Below are 15037 nucleotides of genomic sequence, written 5' to 3' on the forward strand. Positions count from 1 at the left end.
CCCCCCAGCCACGGCCGACCCGGCCGCCGTCCGGCGCCCCGCAGCACCCCGGACGGCGGCCAGACGTCGGGCGGCGACCGGCCGCCGGTCCGGAGGTGGACGATGCAGCGCACGGTCGCGCTGATCGTGGCGGCCTCCGGCGCCGCCGTGCTCGCCGCCTGCGGCAGCAGCTCCTCGGGCACGGCGGCCGGCTCGCCGACCGCCACCCCGCCCAACGCGAGCGCCTTCTCCGGCGAGCCGCCCTCCGCCGTCGCCTCCGCCGCGGAGTCGATGCTGGCCTCGGCGTCGGCCGCGGCGGCCTCGGCGTCGGAGGCCTCCGTGGCCGCCGCCGCCTCCAACTCCGCGGCGGCGTCCGCCTTCGAGGCCTCCGTCTCGGCGCAGCAGGCGATGACCAGGGAGAAGGCCGCCTCGGTGCTCAGCGGGGTGACGGACGGCGGCAACGCGCAGAACGACATCACCATCACCGGCATCGCGCGGCAGAACACCGGCGGCCTGCACGCCGTGGTCGTCACGATCCAGAACTCGGGGCTCGACGAGGCCTCCTACGCCGTCCAGGTCGACTTCACCGACACCAGCGGCAAGGCCGTGGACAGTGCCGTCGTCGGCGCCGAGAACGTCCCGGCGAACGGCAAGGCCCAGCCCGTCGCGTTCAGCAGGCAGCCGGCCGACACGACGCTGCTCCCCGTCGTGGTCAAGGCCGTCCGCTACTGACCGCGCCACCCGTCCGGTCTACCGGAAGTCCGCCGCGTGATCCCGCACCCAGCTGCGGACGTCGCGCGGCGGACGCCCCAGCACCTGCCGCACGGTGTCGGTCACCCGCTCCGGCTCGTGCGTGAACGACTCCCAGGCGCGCAGCCGGGCCGCCACGAACGCCGCGTTCCCCCAGGCCGCCGTCAGCCGCTCGCGGGCCGTCTCCGGCGGCAGTTCCTCCCAGCGCACCGCGAGGCCCAGCTCCTCGCCGATGATCCCGGCCAGTTCGGCGTGCGCGAGCGACTCCGGGCCGGTGACCACGTACGCGGCGCCGTCGTGCCCGTCCTCGGTGAGCGCCCGGACCGCGACGTCCGCGATGTCCCGCTCGTGCACCAGCGAACGCCGGGCCCGCCCGTACGGCCAGCGGACCACGCCGTCCCGCACCTGGTCCGCCCAGGCCAGCAGGTTGCCCGCGAAGTCGATCGCCCGGACGAAGGTCCAGCGCAGGCCCGAGTGCCGGATCAGCCGCTCGATCTCCTGGTGGAAGATCACGGCCGGCTCGTCGTCGGCGAGGTCCGGCACGTCCGCCGAGAGGTAGACGACCCGCTGCGCGTGCCGGGCGATCAGCTCCACCACCCGGGGCTGCACGGGCAGGCCGGGCCACATCAGGTAGACCGCCTCCACCCCGCCGGCCAGCGCCGGCTCCAGGCTCGCCGGATCCGTCAGGTCGCCCCGGACGGCCTCGACCCCCGCGGGCAGTACGGCCTTCGCCGGGTCCCGCACCAACGCCCTTACCTCGTGGCCGCCTTCGGCCAGCGAGGCCACAACGTGCCTGCCCACACTGCCGGTTGCGCCGATCACCAGAATCTTGGTCATGCCGGGGGTCAACGCCCGCCGGGCGGGGGCTATGCCCGGCGGCTGCCGGCGGTGCCTCGCGGCCTCGCGGGGTCGACGGCCCGGCAGGGGTTCGGGGCGTTCACGGCGGGGAGCCGGGCGGACCGTGCCCGCCCTGCCCCGGCGCCGGCCGGGGTTACGTCACGCCGCCGCCGGGTTACGTGACGCCGTCCGCCCGTTCCCTCTGCCGGGTCCGGTAGGCGCGGGAGCGGCAGCGGGGCGAGCAGTAGCGCGGTGGGCGGCCACCCGGGCGCGGCCCGCCGGGGGAGGGGGCCGGGGCGGTCGGCAGCGGTCCGCCGCACGCGGGGCAGGCCGGGCAGGCCGGGGCCGGTGTCGGCTCCTCGCCGGAGGCCGGGGCGGCCGGTGCCGGGTGCGCGGTGAGGCCCAGCCGTTCCGCGACCACGCCGGCCTGGAACCGGCTGTGCGCGCCGAGGTTGTCCAGCAGGTCCGAGACGTGGCGGCGGCAGGTGCGCAGGGAGATGCCGAGCCGCCGGGCGATCGACTCGTCCTTGAGGCCCTTCGCGAGCAGCACCAGGATGCTCTGCTTCATCGTCTTGGTGACGTCGTGCGCGGCCTGCGGGCCGCTGGCGAACGGGGTCGCGTTCCCCCAGTCCCGCTCGAAGACCGTCAGCAGGTAGGAGAGCAGGTCGGGCTCCCGGATGATCAGCGCGCCACCCGAGCTGGCGGGCAGCAGGGCCAGCGAGCCGTCCACGATGATCAGTTGCGGCAGCACCTCCGGCAGCGTCCGGATCTCGGCGCCGGCCTCGATGAGCCGTTCCGAGTGCACCCGGGTGGGCTGGTCGAAGCGGGTCGCGTGCTGGTAGAGGCTCCGCATCCGGACGCCCCGGTCGAGCAGCGCCAGGTCGCGCGGCAGTGCCTCGCGCAGGGCGGCCGGAGGGAACGATCCGCCGTGCTTGGAGACCAGCACCTCGCTGCGGCAGGAGTCGATCACGTCCGAGAGTAGCGAGCGCACCGCGAACTGGTCGGGCAGGCGGTCGATGGTGCCCTGGGGGAAGGCGTGCTGACGGGCCTGGAGGTAGACGGGCAGCAGCGCCGCGAGCCCGTCGCGCTGCTGCTGGATGAGCCGGCGCTGCTCGCGCAGGGACTCCTCCTGGGCGCGCAGGGCGGTGTCGCGCGCGGAGAGCAGCTGCGCGGTCGCGGCCTGGGGGCTGACGGGCCGCCAGGCGGTCGGGCCCGCCCCCGTCGGGCCGTCGGTCGCCGGGCCCGGCCCCGTCGGGCCGTCGGCAGTCGGGTCGTCGGCCGTCGGGCCCGCCCCCGTCGGGTCCGCGCCCGCCGGGTCGCCGGCCGGGCGCAGCTCCTGGAAGAGGCAGGCCCCGGTGAGCTGCCGGACGGCCGACTCGCACTCCCGGAGGCTCAGGCCGGTCTCCGACGCGGCCTGCGCGAGGGTCGCCGGAGTGAGGCGCTCGTGCACCACCGTCCACCGGTAGAGCGTGACGGCCGCGCTGTCGAGCGCGGGTACGCCGACGGCCGGTTCCGGACCGTTCCCGGGCTCCATCGCATGCCTCCTAAAGCTGCCAGGCAGGCTCATGATCCCCTGCGGGGGATGCCGTGGCCATCCGCCGACTGGCAGGGTGACGATCACGGCCCGGGCGGCAGCGGCAGGAACTGCGAAAACGCCCGAATCGTATCGAACTGTCCACGAAGTGATGGGAGTTGTCGCCATGCGAGGAATCGTGACGCGGACCCTGGTCGCGGTCGCGCTGGGCGCCGCTGCCTGGTTGGGCGGGGTGGCCCCGGCCGGCGCCTCGGTGTTCCACGGCGCGCCGCCGGCGGGCTCGGTCGGCGGGCAGGGCGGCCACAAGTGCATCGAGACGACGGCCTGGGGCGACGCCTGGTGCCCCGGCAGGCCGCTGAGCTGACCGGCCGTCGCCGGCGACTCCCGTCGCCTTCTTCCCCTCCGCCCCTTCCTCCCTCCGAAAGGAAGCCCTGTCATGCACATGGCTCTGAAGCGTCGCGTCCGTACCGCCACCACCGCCACCGGCCGGGCCGGCTCCGGATCCTCCACCACCGGCGCCGCGAGCCCCTCCGGGCGCTGAACGGCCGGCTCGCCGATCCCCCTCGGTGACCTGGCGCGCCCTGCACGGGAAGTCGGCGGAGTCGCTTCCCGTGCAGGGCACGGTGCCGTTCCGGGCTCCCGCGTTTCCGTCCTGGTCGGGGGCTCCAGGTTTCAGCCGCCGACGCGCACCACGTACTTGCCGGTCGCCCGGCCCTCCTGCATGGCGTCGTGGGTGGCCGGGACGGCGTCGAGCCCGGCCAGTTCGGTGACCGGCAGCTCAAGGCCGCCGTCGGCGAGGAGGCCGAGGACCCGGCGGATGGCGCGGGCCAGACGCTCGGGGGCGGTGGCGGCCAGGCCGCGGTGGCTGAAGCCGGTGACGGTCAGGTTGCCCGCCATCAGGCGGCCGAGCGGAGGCAGGTCGGCGACGGCGCCGCCGCCGGCGTTGCCGAACAGGACGATCCGCGCGCCGGGCGCCGCCACGGCGAGGTCGAGGTCGAGGGCCGCGGTGCCCAGCGGGTCGAGCACCAGGTCGACGCCCCGTCCGCCGGTGGCGGCGCGGACGGCCTCGGCCAGGCCCTCGCCGCGGGCGAACGCGTGCCGGTAGCCGGAGGCGAGCGCCGCCGCGGTCTTCTCCGGTCGGCCGACCGTGCCGATCAGCCGGCCGCCGCCGAGCAGCGGGACGAGCCGGGCGACGGCGTTGCCGATCCCGCCGCCCGCCGAGTGGACCAGGACGGTCTCCCCCGCGGTGAAGCGGCCGGCGTCGGTGAGCAGCAGCATCGAGGTGGCCAGGCCGAGCGGGACGGCGGCGGCCTCGCGCAGCGCCACCCCGTCCGGGACCGTCACCGTGAGGGCGGCCTCGGCGACCACCACCTCGGCGAGCCCGGCGCCGACCGGCGCGGCGACAACCCGGTCGCCCACCGCCAGTCCGGCGACGCCCGCGCCGAGCTCGCGGACCGTGCCGGACACCTCCTTGCCGGGCCGGTACGGCCACTCGGCGGCGTACGCGGCGTCGCCGCGGCGGGTCATCACGTCCACGAAGTTCAGCCCGGCGCGGGCGACGTCGATCGTCACCTGGCCCGGCCCGGGGTGCGGCGCCGCGATCTCCAGGACCTGTGAGTTCTCGGCTCCACCGGGTGCGGTCATCACCAGTGCGCGCATGTCGGGCCCCCTCGGCTACGATATTCGACGAAATACGAAATTAGCTCGGGGCAGTGGTACCACGCCTCTTCTATGGATGTCGAACATCGCAGATCAGGGAGGTCGACCTTGCCTCGCAATACCCGCCGCCGACCGGCACTCGCGCACCCCGCCGCCGAGGAGATCGACCTCCTCGACGTCCTGCACGCGCTCTCCGACCCCACCCGGATGACCATCGTCCGCATTCTGCGCACCGAGCCCGAACGGGCCTGCGGCACCTTCCCGGTGGACGTCGCGCCCTCCACCCTGAGCCACCACTTCAAGGTGCTGCGCGAGTCCGGGCTGATCGCCCAGCGCGAGGAGGCCAACCGGCGCTTCTCCGCGCTGCGCACGGCCGACCTGGAGCGGCGCTTCCCCGGGGTGCTGGACACCGTCCTCGCCGCCCACACCCGTACGGAGGGGTAGCCGGCCCGGTCGGGCTTGTTGCCGGGCCGGCTCAGTGCCGGTCGGGCCCGGCGCCGGCCGGGTTCGGTGCCGGGCGGCTCAACGGCGGCGCCAGACCGCCCAGTTCTGCCGGGCGTCGACCCGCTCGACGTACCAGTCGGCGGGATGGTCCGGCCAGTACGCCTCCGCCTGCTTCCCCGCCCCGGGCAGCGGGAGGACCATGGCGTTCGCCTCCGCGGGGACGGGCTGCCAGCGCGGGTCGCGGGACCAGACCTTCCCCCGGTAGACCTCGAAGGTCTGGACGGCGCGCAGCGACCAGTCGATGTCCCAGGCGAACACCACGTTGTCGTCCTGGCTGATCCCGGAGGCGCGGGTGAAGCCGGTCGCCAGGCCCTCGCGCCCCACCGAGTGCGGCCGGGCGACCTGCGTGGTGATCGTCGTGGTCGCGAACGCGGCGAACAGCGCCAGCGAGACGCCGAGCACCCGGAGCATCCGGCGGCCCCCGGCGTTGCGCACCATGACCACCGCGCCGAGCACGATCAGCGCGGCGGCGGAGGTGCGGAGCATGTCGAGCCGGCCCCAGCTCGCGGCCAGGAACGAGACGTCGGGCAGGCTCCAGGGGATGAAGTTCGACGTGCGCAGCTCCTTGCCGGCCGACAGGAGCACGGCCTCGGCCAGCAGCAGGGTGAGTCCGGCGGTGACCGCCGCCGTCCGGCGCAGCGCGCGCCGCCCGTACCCGGCGAGCACCGCGACGCCCGTCACGAAGGCCGCCGGGGCGAGGTAGGAGGTGTAGCGGGCGTACACCCAGTCGTCGACCCGCCCGTCGGGCGGCAGGGCGGCGGCGGAGGCCAGGGCGGTGCCGAACAGCAGCGCCACCAGCACGCCGCCGGTGATCCGCAGGGCGCGCGGCCTGCGGCGGTCGAACACCGCACCCAGGCAGGCGACGACGGCCAGCCCGCCGACGCCCCAGGTGGAGGTGATGAAGTACCAGGTCTGGCCGGCGGTCCTGGCGAGGGTCCGCTGCGCCGCCTCGGGGTCGGTCAGACCCTCCCAGAGGTAGCCGCCGACGTCGCTGTTCTCGACGGTGAACCGCGCGTGCAGCCAGGCCTCCAGCAGCTTGGCGCCGAGCACGCCGAGGCCGAGCGCGGTGAGCCCGGCCGCCGTGGCGCGCCACGGGGCCCGGCGCAGCAGCAGGACGCCGAGCAGGACGGCGGCGGTCAGCGCCACCACCACCCCGCCGCGGTCGTGCACGGCCATCGTGTAGCCGGCGGCCGCGCCCGCCCCGACGGCGTGCCAGGCGCGGCGCCGTGCCGGGCCGTCGGCGAGCCAGCCGTGCAGGCAGAGCAGCCAGGCGAGCACCAGGACGGGCAACACGGCGTCGGTCATCACGAACTGCGAGTAGAAGATCACCGGCGGCAGCAGCGCGGTCGTGGCGCCGAAGAGGTACGAGAGCCGGCGGTTCAGGCCGAGGCGGCGCAGTGCGACGTAGGCGAGCGGGAAGACCAGCGCGTTGACGGCGGCGTTGATGTCCATGATCAGGTGGTAGGCGGTCACCGGATCGCCGGCCAGGCGCAGCGCCGGGGAGATCAGCAGCGGGTAGCCGCCGGGGATGACCACGCCGACCGGGATCTCGGTCGCCGAGCCGCCGGCCAGCACGCGGGCGATCGCGAGGTAGGAGTCCTCGTCGGGGTGGACGGACGGGAAGCTCATGCGCCGGACGAGGACGAGCCGGAACAGCAGCTCGGCGAGGTACCCCACGAGCAGGACGACGGCGGGCCGGGTGGCGGCCGTGCGGACGGCGGCGGCGCGGGCGGTGGCGAGCAGGGCGCTGATCGGGATGCTGCTGAACGGAATGCCGGTGGTGGGCGGGGTGGTGGCGGGCCGGAGTCGGCGCGGCCGGGCGGGCGTGCGGTGCGGCATGGACGTGCCCCCCTTCTGTCGGACTGTCGGACGACTGTATATGCCGTTGGACTGAATATGTAGTCCAATTGGTTCCGAAGGAAGGGGGGCCCTGACATCAGGTCCGGATCATCGCGGCGGTGGAGGGCCCTGGGGCTTCATCGGCCCTCAGGCCGGGCGCGGGGCCGCGTCCGCCACCGTCCGGTGCCGGCGGTGGTACGACACGGTGACGGCCGCGAGCAACGGGGCCCAGGCGACGGGTCGGCAGGTAGAGGAAGCCGACCAGCAGGTGGCCGCGCGGGGTCATGTCCGGACCCGGCACGGCCCACCGCGCGGCGAACGGCGTCCACAGCGGGGCCAGGCCGCTCGGCGCGGCCGGCCTCGGCCAGCCGGCCCGGGGCGGTCCGCCCCGGGGTGATCGGTCTCAGCGCTTCGGCCTCATCGCAGCCGGGAGGAGGAAAGGATCGACGCCAGGTGCGCGACCACCATGCCCCAGGTGATCACCGTGATGCCCGCGAGCACCCACCGGGTCGCGTCCAGGTGGCCGAGCCCCGCGTCCGCCACGGCCGCCGCCAGCAGCACCAGCGAGGCCTCGATGCCGTTCGTCACCCGGTGGATCTTGAACAGCGAGGCGACCTTGCGGGCCGTCGCGATGCCTTGGGAGCGCGGCTGTGTCGACTCCTCGGTCGCCGGCAGCTGCCCGCTGCGGGCGCGGGCCACGTCCACCAGGTCCGTCGAGGCCTTCAGCAGCACCACGCCCAGCGCGGCCGCCAGCCCCACCGACACCCACAGCTCCGACCCGCCGCGGGCCGCCCGTACGCCCGCGCCGATCATCAGCGCGGCGTCCGCCAGGTAGGCGCCGAGCCGGTCCACGTACACCCCGGCCATGCTGAACTGGCGCTTCCAGCGCGCCACTTCGCCGTCCACGCAGTCGAACAGCAGGAACAGCTGGAACAGTACGGCGGCCAGCACCGCACCGGTCAGGCCCGGGATCAGCAGGGCCGCGCCGCCACCGACCCCGCACACCACCATCACCCAGGTGAGGGTGTTCGGCGACACCGACGTGCGCACCAGCTGCCGGGTGGTGCGCAGCGAGATCCGCCGCATGTACAGCCGTCCCGCCCAGTGCTCGCCGTTGCGGCTCTGAATCTTGGCCTGCGGCTGGCACACCTCGCGCAGCTCGGCGAGTGCCGGAGCAGCCACCATGACGACATCCCTCCACCTGTCCCGAAACGATCACCACAGGCTACGGCCTCCGGGGAAACGCCCGGACCAGCCGGTACGCCGCCGGCGGTACGGGAGGTGTCCTCCGGTGGAACGTCCGTCGGGGCGCCCGCCGGAAGGCCTGTGGACCGGTGCTCCCGCCGGTGAAAACCGGTGGGACGCCCGAGCGCCCCCGGGCTAGGCTGCGCGGGTTCGCCGGAACCCGAAGCCCCGGGCCGGACGCCCGCCCGCACGCCGGCCGACGTGCTCCACGGCCCACGGTCCGCGCGGCCGGTGCCGTCCCGGAGCGGAACGAGGAGCGCAGACCGATGGTGACCACGGGCCGCCCGTCCCCGAGCCCCGACCTGGCCCGACTGCTGGACGACCACCACCCGCAGGGTCCGGTGGAGACCGCCGACCACGAGCGGGCCCGCCGCCTCCTCGGCGTCGCCGACGCCTGGAACAGGGGCACCTTCCCACTCCACTTCACCGCCTCCGCGCTGATCGTCCACCCGCCGACCCGCCGCGTCCTGCTGCGCTGGCACGTCCGTCAGCAGGCCTGGCTGCACGTCGGCGGCCACGGCGACCCGGGGGAGACCAGGCCGCTGGACATCGCCCTGCGCGAGGGCCTGGAGGAGTCCGGGCTGACCGACCTCACCCCCTGGCCCGGCCCCGCCCTCGTCCACCTCGCCGTGGTGCCCGTCCCCGCCTCGCCCGCCGAACCCGCGCACGAGCACGCCGACCTGCGCTTCCTGCTCGCCACCGGCACCCCGGAGCAGGCCAGGCCGGAGAACCCGGCCTCCCCGCTGGAGTGGCTCACCATCGAGGAGGCCGGCCGGCGGACCACCGAGGAGAACCTCCGGCAGACGCTCGACCGCGCCGCCCGCCTGCTGCCGCCCGCCTGACCGACCTCACCCTGGAGACCACCGGATGCACACCGACCAGATCCTGATCTTCGACGCCGACGACACGCTCTGGGAGAACAACGTCCTCTTCGAGCGGGTCATCGACGGCTTCCTGGACTGGGTCGCCGCCCCGGCCGAGCAGGAGCGCACCAGGGCCCTGCTGAACGAGATCGAGGCCGTCAACTCCGCCGCCCTCGGCTACGGCGCCGCCGTCTTCCGGCAGAGCCTCGCCGACTGCCTGCAACGGCTCAACGGCCGTACGCCGACGGCGGACGAGCAGGCCCGCATCGACGACCTGCTCACCCCGCTGACCAGCCGGACCGTCGAGCTGATCCCCGGCGTCGCCGACACCCTGGCGGCCCTCGCCGACCGCCACCACCTGCTGCTGCTCACCAAGGGCGACCAGGGCGAGCAGCAGCGCAAGGTGGCCGAGTCCGCCATCGACCACCACTTCCGGGGCATCCACATCGTCGTCGAGAAGTCGGTCGACACCTACCGGCAGCTGACCGCCGACCTCGACCTCGACCCGGGCCGCACCTGGATGATCGGCAACTCGCCCAAGTCCGACATCGCCCCCGCCCGCCGGGCCGGCCTGCACACCGTCTTCATCCCGCACGAGCACACCTGGGTGCTGGAGCACGAGGAGCTCGGCCCGGACGAGGCGACGCTGCGGATCGGAGCCTTTCCCGAGCTGCTGCGCCACTTCTGACGGTCGGCCGGTCGGCCGGTCGCTTCGGCTCAGCGGCTCAGCGCTTCATCGGGACATCAGGTCATCAGCGCGGCGGCCGGCACCGGCGTCCCGTCCCGGTACAGCCAGGCCCGCTCGGCGGCCGACCAGACGCCGGTCGTCAGCAGGTAGAGCACGGCGGCCACCGGCACCAGCGCCGCGAACAGCACCGAGCCGAACGACAGGTACGGCAGCAGCCCCGCCCCCGGCTGCGGGGCGGGCTGCGCCGCACTCACAATCGCCGCCGCGGCCGCGCGCCGGGCCCGGCGGAAGTTGACGTACCCCACCGCCGCCAGCCCGGCGAACAGCACCCCGAACACCACCCACTGGCCAGCGCCGTGCGCACCCGTGACGTGCAGGCCCAGCGGCACGCCGAACAGGGTGCGGTCCAGCAGGTCGTTCGGGGTGGTGAACAGCCGGTACATCACCGAGAAGAACGGGACCTGCACCAGCATCGGCAGGCACCCCGCGAACGGCGACGCCTGCTCCTTCCGGTACATCTCGGCCAGCGCCTCGCGCAGCCGCTCCGGCCGGTCCCGGTACTTCTTCTGCAACGCGGCGACCTTCGGCGCCAGCCGCGCCCTGGCCTTCTCCCCGCGCGCCGCCGCCCGCGCCAGCGGATGCAGCGCCAGCCGGACGGCGACGGTGAACAGGACGATGGCCAGCGCCGTCGGCACCAGGTGGGCGACGGCGGCGACGGCGGCGTGCGCGACGGCGACGGCCGGGTCGAGAACAGCGAGTACGGACATGGTGAAGCGAGCCCTCCGGGGTCTCAGGACATGAGCGATCGGCGGAGGACGGCCTGCGAGGAATCTTCCTACGGCACCAGAGGGACCAGGGGTTTCACGCGGCCGCCGGGGCCGCTCCCGGTGCCCTGGGGCGTCGCCTGCCCCGGGCGTCCGGATCACGCTGCGGAAGGAACGCCGTACCGAACGCCCGACGCCGCAGCACCCCGCTGCGCACCGCCGCGGGCGCCCGCGCCCCCAGCAGCCGAGCCCCGGCCAGCGCCCCGGCGACCGCCCCGGCCACCAGCACCACGGCCGCAACGGCCGCCACCGACGCCAGCGCCCCGCTGTCGGCCACCAACTCCCCGGTCAACACCCGGAGCAGGCCCAGCAGCATCGCGACCACGGCCACGGCGGCTGCCCCCTCCCGGCGTCCCTCGGCTTCCTGACGTACCAGCAGGACGATCCTACGAGCCCCCGGGTTCCCGCCTCCATCGGGGAAACCCCCTACGGAACGTCCCCCGCGCACACCCACGCCGCGTCCCCCTCCCGCTTCGGCGGGGCCGGGTCTCCCGGAATTCCCCTTTGTATACGAACGTGACGGTCGCGGACCGGCAAGGGGCGGGGTTTCGCGGGATCGCGGGGGGATCGTGCGAGGTGTAGCCGAGGGGGCTACGCGGGGCTACCGTGGAGGGGTGAAGACGATTACCCAGCGGGAGTTCAGGAACAACTCCGCCGCGGTGATGGACGCGGTGGAGGCGGGGGAGACCTTCCACATCACCAGGAACGGGGTCGAGGTCGCCGAGCTGCGGCCGGTGTCCGGGCGCCGGCGGCTCACCGCGGAGGAGCTGGTGGCGCGGCACGTGAAGCTGCCGCGGGTGGACTACCAGCAGATGCGCAAGGAGGCCGAGGAGTACTTCGGGCCCGAGGAGCTGGTGGGGGACGAGGACGGCGACCCGTTCGAGCGGCGGCGTGGCTGAGCGCCGCAGAGCGCCCCGGCGGCGGCCGGCCGGGGTGCTGGACACCTGTGTGTACATCGATCTGGCGCTGCTCAACCCGGCCGACCTGCCGGCCGTGCCCGAGCTGACCGCGATCACCTTCGCCGAGCTGCAGCAGGGCGTGTCGATGGCCCGCGACCCGGCCGGCCGGGCGGCCCGGCTTGAGGTGCTGGGCGCGGCGATGGCGGACTTCGACCCGCTGCCCTTCGACGCGGCGGCCGCCGCCCGCTACGGGACGCTGGTCACCCTGACCATCGCCGCCGGGCGGCAGCCGCGCCCGCGCCGGATCGACCTGATGATCGCGGCGGTCGCCTCCGCCCACGGGCTGCCGCTGTACACCCGCAACGTGTCGGACTTCCGCGGGCTGGGCTCGGCGGTGGAGGTCATCGGGCTGTGAGGGTCAGCGGGCCGGCCGGTCGTGAGGTCAGCGGGTCCTGAGGGTCAGCGGGTCCTGAGGGCGGCGGTCCCGTCCTGCTCGACCCGGTCGGCGAGGGCGGCCGCGCGCTTCAGGGCCGTCGCCCGGTCCCGGGTGCGCAGCAGGACGGTGGCGCTGCCCCGCCCGCCCCGGTCGGCCCCCGTCCTGGCGGCGACGGCCCAGAGCGGGCGGCCGAGCAGTTGCAGGACGAGCCAGCGGACCCCGAAGTTCAGGCCCACGAGGGCCGCGTACGGGATCAGGTAGATGATTCCCTCGCCGCCGCCCACGTCGACGTTGCGGAGCGGGCGGTAGTCGTTCAGCGGCCGGGCGGTGGCCCCGAATCGCCCGAGCCACACCACCGCGATCCGTACGGGCACGGCGTCGGGTCCGGTGACGTCGACGTAGCCGATGGTCTCGCTTCCGCCCGCCCGGCCGGTCGCCCAGGCCGCCCGGTTCGAGGCGATGGCCGCGGCCCGCCGGCGCTCCTGCTCCTCGGCCTCCTTGGCCTTCCGGCGCTCCTCGAACTCCGCGCTCCACGCCTTCTCGCGCTTCTTCTGCTCGGCGGACCACTCCCGCTCGCGCCGGAGGCGCTCCTCGCCGTCGGCCTGCCGCCCCCGCTGACTGCTCATCCGATCATCCTAGGAGCGGCGCGAGGCAGGGCTCCAGGGGAATGCCTCCAGGAGTGCGGCGGCAGGGGTGTGGCGGCCGGCCGGGCGAGGCGCGCGTCAGCCCAGGCGGACCGCCGTCCCGGTCGCGGCGGAGGCGCGGGCGGCCTCCAGCACCGCGAGGGTGGCCACCGCGTCGCGCGGATCGACCGGAGGCGGGGTGCCGGGGGAGGCCAGGGAGGCGGCGATGCCCGCGTAGAAGAGGGGGTAGTCGCCCCGGTCCGTGGGCAGCCGGATCGCGGACTCGTCGGTGCCGAGGGTGCCGTAGTGCGAGGGCTGGTCGGCGCCCCAGGGGCGGGTGCCGTCCGGGCGCAGGCCCGCCCGCAGGTCGGCCTCCTGCGGGTCCATGCCGGGCTTGACGTAGCCGGCCGTGTCGCCGAGCACCCGCAGCCGGGGGCCGATCAGCGGGGTGACGGCGCTCGTCCACAGGTGCGAGCGGGTGCCGGAGGCGTGGGTGAGGGCGAGGAAGGCGTCGTCGTCCACCACCGCGCCGTCGCGCCGCACGTCGATCTCCGCGTACACCGTCTCGACCGGCCCGAACAGGGTGAGTGCCTGGTCGACCAGGTGGCTGCCCAGGTCGTACAGCGTGCCGCCGACCTCGGCCGGGTCGGCCAGCTCCCGCCAGCCCGGCTTCGGCTTGGGGCGGAAGCGCTCGAAGCGGGACTCGAAGCGGTGCACCCGGCCGAGCGCGCCGCCGCGCACCAGCCGGCTCGCGGTGAGGAAGTCGCCGTCCCAGCGACGGTTGTGGAAGACGGAGAGCAGGACGCCCTGCTCCTCGGCGAGCCGGCACAGCTCCAGCGCCTCGGCGGCGGTGCCGGCCAGCGGCTTGTCCACGACGGTGGCCAGGCCGGCCCGCAGGGCGGCGTGGGCGAGCGGGGCGTGGGTGCGGTTGGGCGAGGCGATGACGACCAGGTCGAGCGCGTCCGGGTCGGCCAGCAGCTGCTCGGGGGTGTCCACGGCGCGGGCGCCGGGGTGTTCGCTCGCCAGCCGGGCCCGCCGCTCGGGGTTGGCGGTGACCACGGCGTCCAGCCGCAGCCCCGGCGTGGTGGCGATCAGTGGCGCGTGGAACGCGGAGCCGGCCAGGCCGTAGCCGATCAGGCCGACGCGGAACGGGCGGGAGGTCGTCTGCGGGTTCATGCGCCCACTCAACCACGCGGCGCCCGGTTGCTCCCGGTTTCGACGGGACGGCCGCGGGCCGGCGGCCGCGTCCCGGTGGGCGGGACGTGCTGCCATCGGCCAGGTGCGCGGATTAGGCTGTGCCGCGTCAGGGCCTTCGTACCATGCAAGACGTTGCAACACTTCGGGAGACACGCACGTGGCAGACCGTAAGCCCATCGAGTCCTGGCTGACCGACATGGACGGGGTCCTCATCCACGAGGGCACGCCGATCCCCGGGGCGGAGGAGTTCCTGCGCAGGCTGCGGGAGTCCGGCAAGCCCTTCCTGGTCCTCACCAACAACTCCATCTACACCCCGCGCGACCTCAGCGCCCGTCTGGCCGGGATGGGCCTGGAGGTGCCCGAGGAGTGCATCTGGACCTCCGCCCTGGCAACGGCCAAGTTCCTCAAGAGCCAGCGGCCGAACGGGACGGCGTACGTGATCGGCGAGGCGGGGCTCACCACGGCCCTGTACCAGGCCGGGTACGTGCTGACCGACAACAACCCCGACTACGTGGTCCTCGGCGAGACCCGCACCTACTCCTTCGAGGCGCTCACCAAGGCGATCCGCCTGATCAACCAGGGCGCCCGGTTCATCTGCACCAACCCGGACGAGACCGGCCCCTCCACCGAGGGCGTGCTGCCGGCCACCGGCTCGGTCGCGGCCCTGATCACCAAGGCGACCGGCGTCGACCCGTACTTCGTCGGCAAGCCCAACCCGCTGATGATGCGCGAGGCGCTGAACACGGCCGGCGCCCACTCCGAGACGGCGGTGATGATCGGCGACCGGATGGACACCGACATCGTCGCGGGCATGGAGGCCGGCATGGAGACCATCCTGGTGCTCACCGGCCTGACCTCCGCCTCCGACGTGGAGCGCTTCCCGTACCGGCCGACCCGGGTGGTCCAGTCGATCGCGGACCTGGTCGAGCTGATCTGACCTGCGCGGTTCCGCCGCGGGGCCCCGTTCCGGCCGGTCGCCGGGGCGGGGCCGTCGTGTGTCCGCACCGTCTCTGCTGACCATCCGTCAGATCGCGGCGGCCCGGAACCCGCTCCGGGGGAGCCGGTTGATGCTCCTATGGGCTGTCAAGCGGCGGTGAGCCAGTCGCGGTAGGCGTTGGCGAGGTCGTCGTCTCGGCGGATTCCGCGTTCGAGGGTGGAGA

General features: G+C 74.7%; 17 protein-coding genes. 8 read left to right on the forward strand and 9 right to left on the reverse strand.

Features of this window, described 5'->3' with window-relative positions:
• Positions 1–102: 102 nt before the first annotated feature.
• On the forward strand, positions 103–711 hold the full coding sequence (locus ACIQOW_RS32265) for a hypothetical protein (RefSeq protein ID WP_401090919.1): 609 nt from the start codon (positions 103–105) through the stop codon (positions 709–711).
• 18 nt (positions 712–729) lie between these two features.
• Here the strand turns inward: ACIQOW_RS32265 and ACIQOW_RS32270 are convergent, their stop codons facing one another.
• Both ACIQOW_RS32270 and ACIQOW_RS32275 read right to left on the reverse strand, forming a co-directional pair.
• The gene (locus ACIQOW_RS32270; RefSeq protein ID WP_401090921.1) at positions 730–1566 is read right to left on the reverse strand and encodes an NmrA family NAD(P)-binding protein; all 837 of its coding nucleotides are present in this window, start codon (positions 1564–1566) and stop codon (positions 730–732) included.
• A 175-nt stretch (positions 1567–1741) separates the two neighbouring features.
• Positions 1742–3100 carry a LuxR C-terminal-related transcriptional regulator gene (locus tag ACIQOW_RS32275; RefSeq protein ID WP_401090923.1) on the reverse strand — a complete coding sequence of 453 codons (1359 nt, stop codon included), beginning with the start codon at positions 3098–3100 and terminating at the stop codon, positions 1742–1744.
• Positions 3101–3266: 166 nt separating this feature from the next.
• On the opposite strand from ACIQOW_RS32275, the gene ACIQOW_RS32280 reads away from it, so the two are divergent.
• Complete coding sequence (locus ACIQOW_RS32280; protein ID WP_401090925.1) at positions 3267–3464, forward strand: hypothetical protein; 198 nt, start codon at positions 3267–3269, stop codon at positions 3462–3464.
• Positions 3465–3772: 308 nt separating this feature from the next.
• Here ACIQOW_RS32280 and ACIQOW_RS32285 read toward each other — a convergent pair whose 3' ends face one another.
• Positions 3773–4759 (reverse strand): zinc-binding alcohol dehydrogenase family protein, encoded by a 987-nt coding sequence (locus tag ACIQOW_RS32285; RefSeq protein ID WP_401090926.1) that lies wholly within the window; start codon positions 4757–4759, stop codon positions 3773–3775.
• Positions 4760–4867: 108 nt separating this feature from the next.
• On the opposite strand from ACIQOW_RS32285, the gene ACIQOW_RS32290 reads away from it, so the two are divergent.
• Positions 4868–5203, forward strand: coding sequence for an ArsR/SmtB family transcription factor (locus tag ACIQOW_RS32290; RefSeq protein WP_401090928.1), 336 nt, complete (start codon positions 4868–4870; stop codon positions 5201–5203).
• Positions 5204–5281: 78 nt separating this feature from the next.
• Here the strand turns inward: ACIQOW_RS32290 and ACIQOW_RS32295 are convergent, their stop codons facing one another.
• Both ACIQOW_RS32295 and ACIQOW_RS32300 read right to left on the reverse strand, forming a co-directional pair.
• Positions 5282–7102: a hypothetical protein gene (locus ACIQOW_RS32295; protein WP_401090930.1), complete on the reverse strand. Its 1821-nt coding sequence runs from the start codon at positions 7100–7102 to the stop codon at positions 5282–5284.
• A gap of 417 nt (positions 7103–7519) precedes the next feature.
• Positions 7520–8287, reverse strand: a complete 768-nt coding sequence (locus ACIQOW_RS32300; RefSeq protein ID WP_401090932.1) for a CDP-alcohol phosphatidyltransferase family protein — start codon at positions 8285–8287, stop codon at positions 7520–7522.
• A 326-nt stretch (positions 8288–8613) separates the two neighbouring features.
• Between ACIQOW_RS32300 and ACIQOW_RS32305 the strand changes: the two genes are divergently transcribed.
• Together ACIQOW_RS32305 and ACIQOW_RS32310 are read left to right on the forward strand one after the other, a co-directional pair.
• A complete protein-coding gene (locus ACIQOW_RS32305) occupies positions 8614–9189 on the forward strand; it encodes an NUDIX hydrolase (RefSeq protein WP_401090934.1) in 576 nt (191 codons plus the stop codon).
• A 25-nt stretch (positions 9190–9214) separates the two neighbouring features.
• Positions 9215–9898: an HAD family hydrolase gene (locus ACIQOW_RS32310; RefSeq protein ID WP_401090935.1), complete on the forward strand. Its 684-nt coding sequence runs from the start codon at positions 9215–9217 to the stop codon at positions 9896–9898.
• A gap of 56 nt (positions 9899–9954) precedes the next feature.
• Here the strand turns inward: ACIQOW_RS32310 and ACIQOW_RS32315 are convergent, their stop codons facing one another.
• Both ACIQOW_RS32315 and ACIQOW_RS32320 read right to left on the reverse strand, forming a co-directional pair.
• Complete coding sequence (locus tag ACIQOW_RS32315) at positions 9955–10665, reverse strand: YidC/Oxa1 family membrane protein insertase (protein WP_401090937.1); 711 nt, start codon at positions 10663–10665, stop codon at positions 9955–9957.
• Between the two features lie 94 nt (positions 10666–10759).
• The gene (locus ACIQOW_RS32320) at positions 10760–11053 is read right to left on the reverse strand and encodes a DUF6412 domain-containing protein (protein WP_317619945.1); all 294 of its coding nucleotides are present in this window, start codon (positions 11051–11053) and stop codon (positions 10760–10762) included.
• Between the two features lie 283 nt (positions 11054–11336).
• On the opposite strand from ACIQOW_RS32320, the gene ACIQOW_RS32325 reads away from it, so the two are divergent.
• Both ACIQOW_RS32325 and ACIQOW_RS32330 read left to right on the forward strand, forming a co-directional pair.
• On the forward strand, positions 11337–11621 hold the full coding sequence (locus ACIQOW_RS32325) for a type II toxin-antitoxin system Phd/YefM family antitoxin (protein WP_188295332.1): 285 nt from the start codon (positions 11337–11339) through the stop codon (positions 11619–11621).
• Complete coding sequence (locus tag ACIQOW_RS32330) at positions 11614–12036, forward strand: type II toxin-antitoxin system VapC family toxin (protein WP_317619944.1); 423 nt, start codon at positions 11614–11616, stop codon at positions 12034–12036. The genes ACIQOW_RS32325 and ACIQOW_RS32330 overlap by 8 nt, the downstream gene beginning before the upstream one ends.
• 44 nt (positions 12037–12080) lie before the next feature.
• On the opposite strand, the gene ACIQOW_RS32335 is transcribed toward ACIQOW_RS32330, so the two are convergent.
• Positions 12081–12683: a hypothetical protein gene (locus ACIQOW_RS32335; RefSeq protein ID WP_401090940.1), complete on the reverse strand. Its 603-nt coding sequence runs from the start codon at positions 12681–12683 to the stop codon at positions 12081–12083.
• A gap of 96 nt (positions 12684–12779) precedes the next feature.
• Positions 12780–13856, reverse strand: coding sequence for a Gfo/Idh/MocA family oxidoreductase (locus ACIQOW_RS32340; RefSeq protein WP_401090942.1), 1077 nt, complete (start codon positions 13854–13856; stop codon positions 12780–12782).
• A gap of 178 nt (positions 13857–14034) precedes the next feature.
• Between ACIQOW_RS32340 and ACIQOW_RS32345 the strand changes: the two genes are divergently transcribed.
• Positions 14035–14814: an HAD-IIA family hydrolase gene (locus ACIQOW_RS32345; RefSeq protein WP_188295330.1), complete on the forward strand. Its 780-nt coding sequence runs from the start codon at positions 14035–14037 to the stop codon at positions 14812–14814.
• The last annotated feature ends 223 nt before the right edge of the window (positions 14815–15037 follow it).

Source organism: Kitasatospora sp. NPDC091335 (assembly GCF_044757205.1).
Taxonomy (GTDB): domain Bacteria; phylum Actinomycetota; class Actinomycetes; order Streptomycetales; family Streptomycetaceae; genus Kitasatospora.

What these genes read in the sequence shown, in the direction of transcription:
- ACIQOW_RS32265 (WP_401090919.1), top strand. Translation starts at nt 103, where the DNA reads ATGCAGCGCACGGTCGCGCTGATCGTGGCGGCCTCCGGCGCCGCCGTG.
- ACIQOW_RS32270 (WP_401090921.1), bottom strand. Translation starts at nt 1,566, where the DNA reads ATGACCAAGATTCTGGTGATCGGCGCAACCGGCAGTGTGGGCAGGCAC.
- ACIQOW_RS32275 (WP_401090923.1), bottom strand. Translation starts at nt 3,100, where the DNA reads ATGGAGCCCGGGAACGGTCCGGAACCGGCCGTCGGCGTACCCGCGCTC.
- ACIQOW_RS32280 (WP_401090925.1), top strand. Translation starts at nt 3,267, where the DNA reads ATGCGAGGAATCGTGACGCGGACCCTGGTCGCGGTCGCGCTGGGCGCC.
- ACIQOW_RS32285 (WP_401090926.1), bottom strand. Translation starts at nt 4,759, where the DNA reads ATGCGCGCACTGGTGATGACCGCACCCGGTGGAGCCGAGAACTCACAG.
- ACIQOW_RS32295 (WP_401090930.1), bottom strand. Translation starts at nt 7,102, where the DNA reads ATGCCGCACCGCACGCCCGCCCGGCCGCGCCGACTCCGGCCCGCCACC.
- ACIQOW_RS32300 (WP_401090932.1), bottom strand. Translation starts at nt 8,287, where the DNA reads ATGGTGGCTGCTCCGGCACTCGCCGAGCTGCGCGAGGTGTGCCAGCCG.
- ACIQOW_RS32305 (WP_401090934.1), top strand. Translation starts at nt 8,614, where the DNA reads ATGGTGACCACGGGCCGCCCGTCCCCGAGCCCCGACCTGGCCCGACTG.
- ACIQOW_RS32310 (WP_401090935.1), top strand. Translation starts at nt 9,215, where the DNA reads ATGCACACCGACCAGATCCTGATCTTCGACGCCGACGACACGCTCTGG.
- ACIQOW_RS32315 (WP_401090937.1), bottom strand. Translation starts at nt 10,665, where the DNA reads ATGTCCGTACTCGCTGTTCTCGACCCGGCCGTCGCCGTCGCGCACGCC.
- ACIQOW_RS32335 (WP_401090940.1), bottom strand. Translation starts at nt 12,683, where the DNA reads ATGAGCAGTCAGCGGGGGCGGCAGGCCGACGGCGAGGAGCGCCTCCGG.
- ACIQOW_RS32340 (WP_401090942.1), bottom strand. Translation starts at nt 13,856, where the DNA reads ATGAACCCGCAGACGACCTCCCGCCCGTTCCGCGTCGGCCTGATCGGC.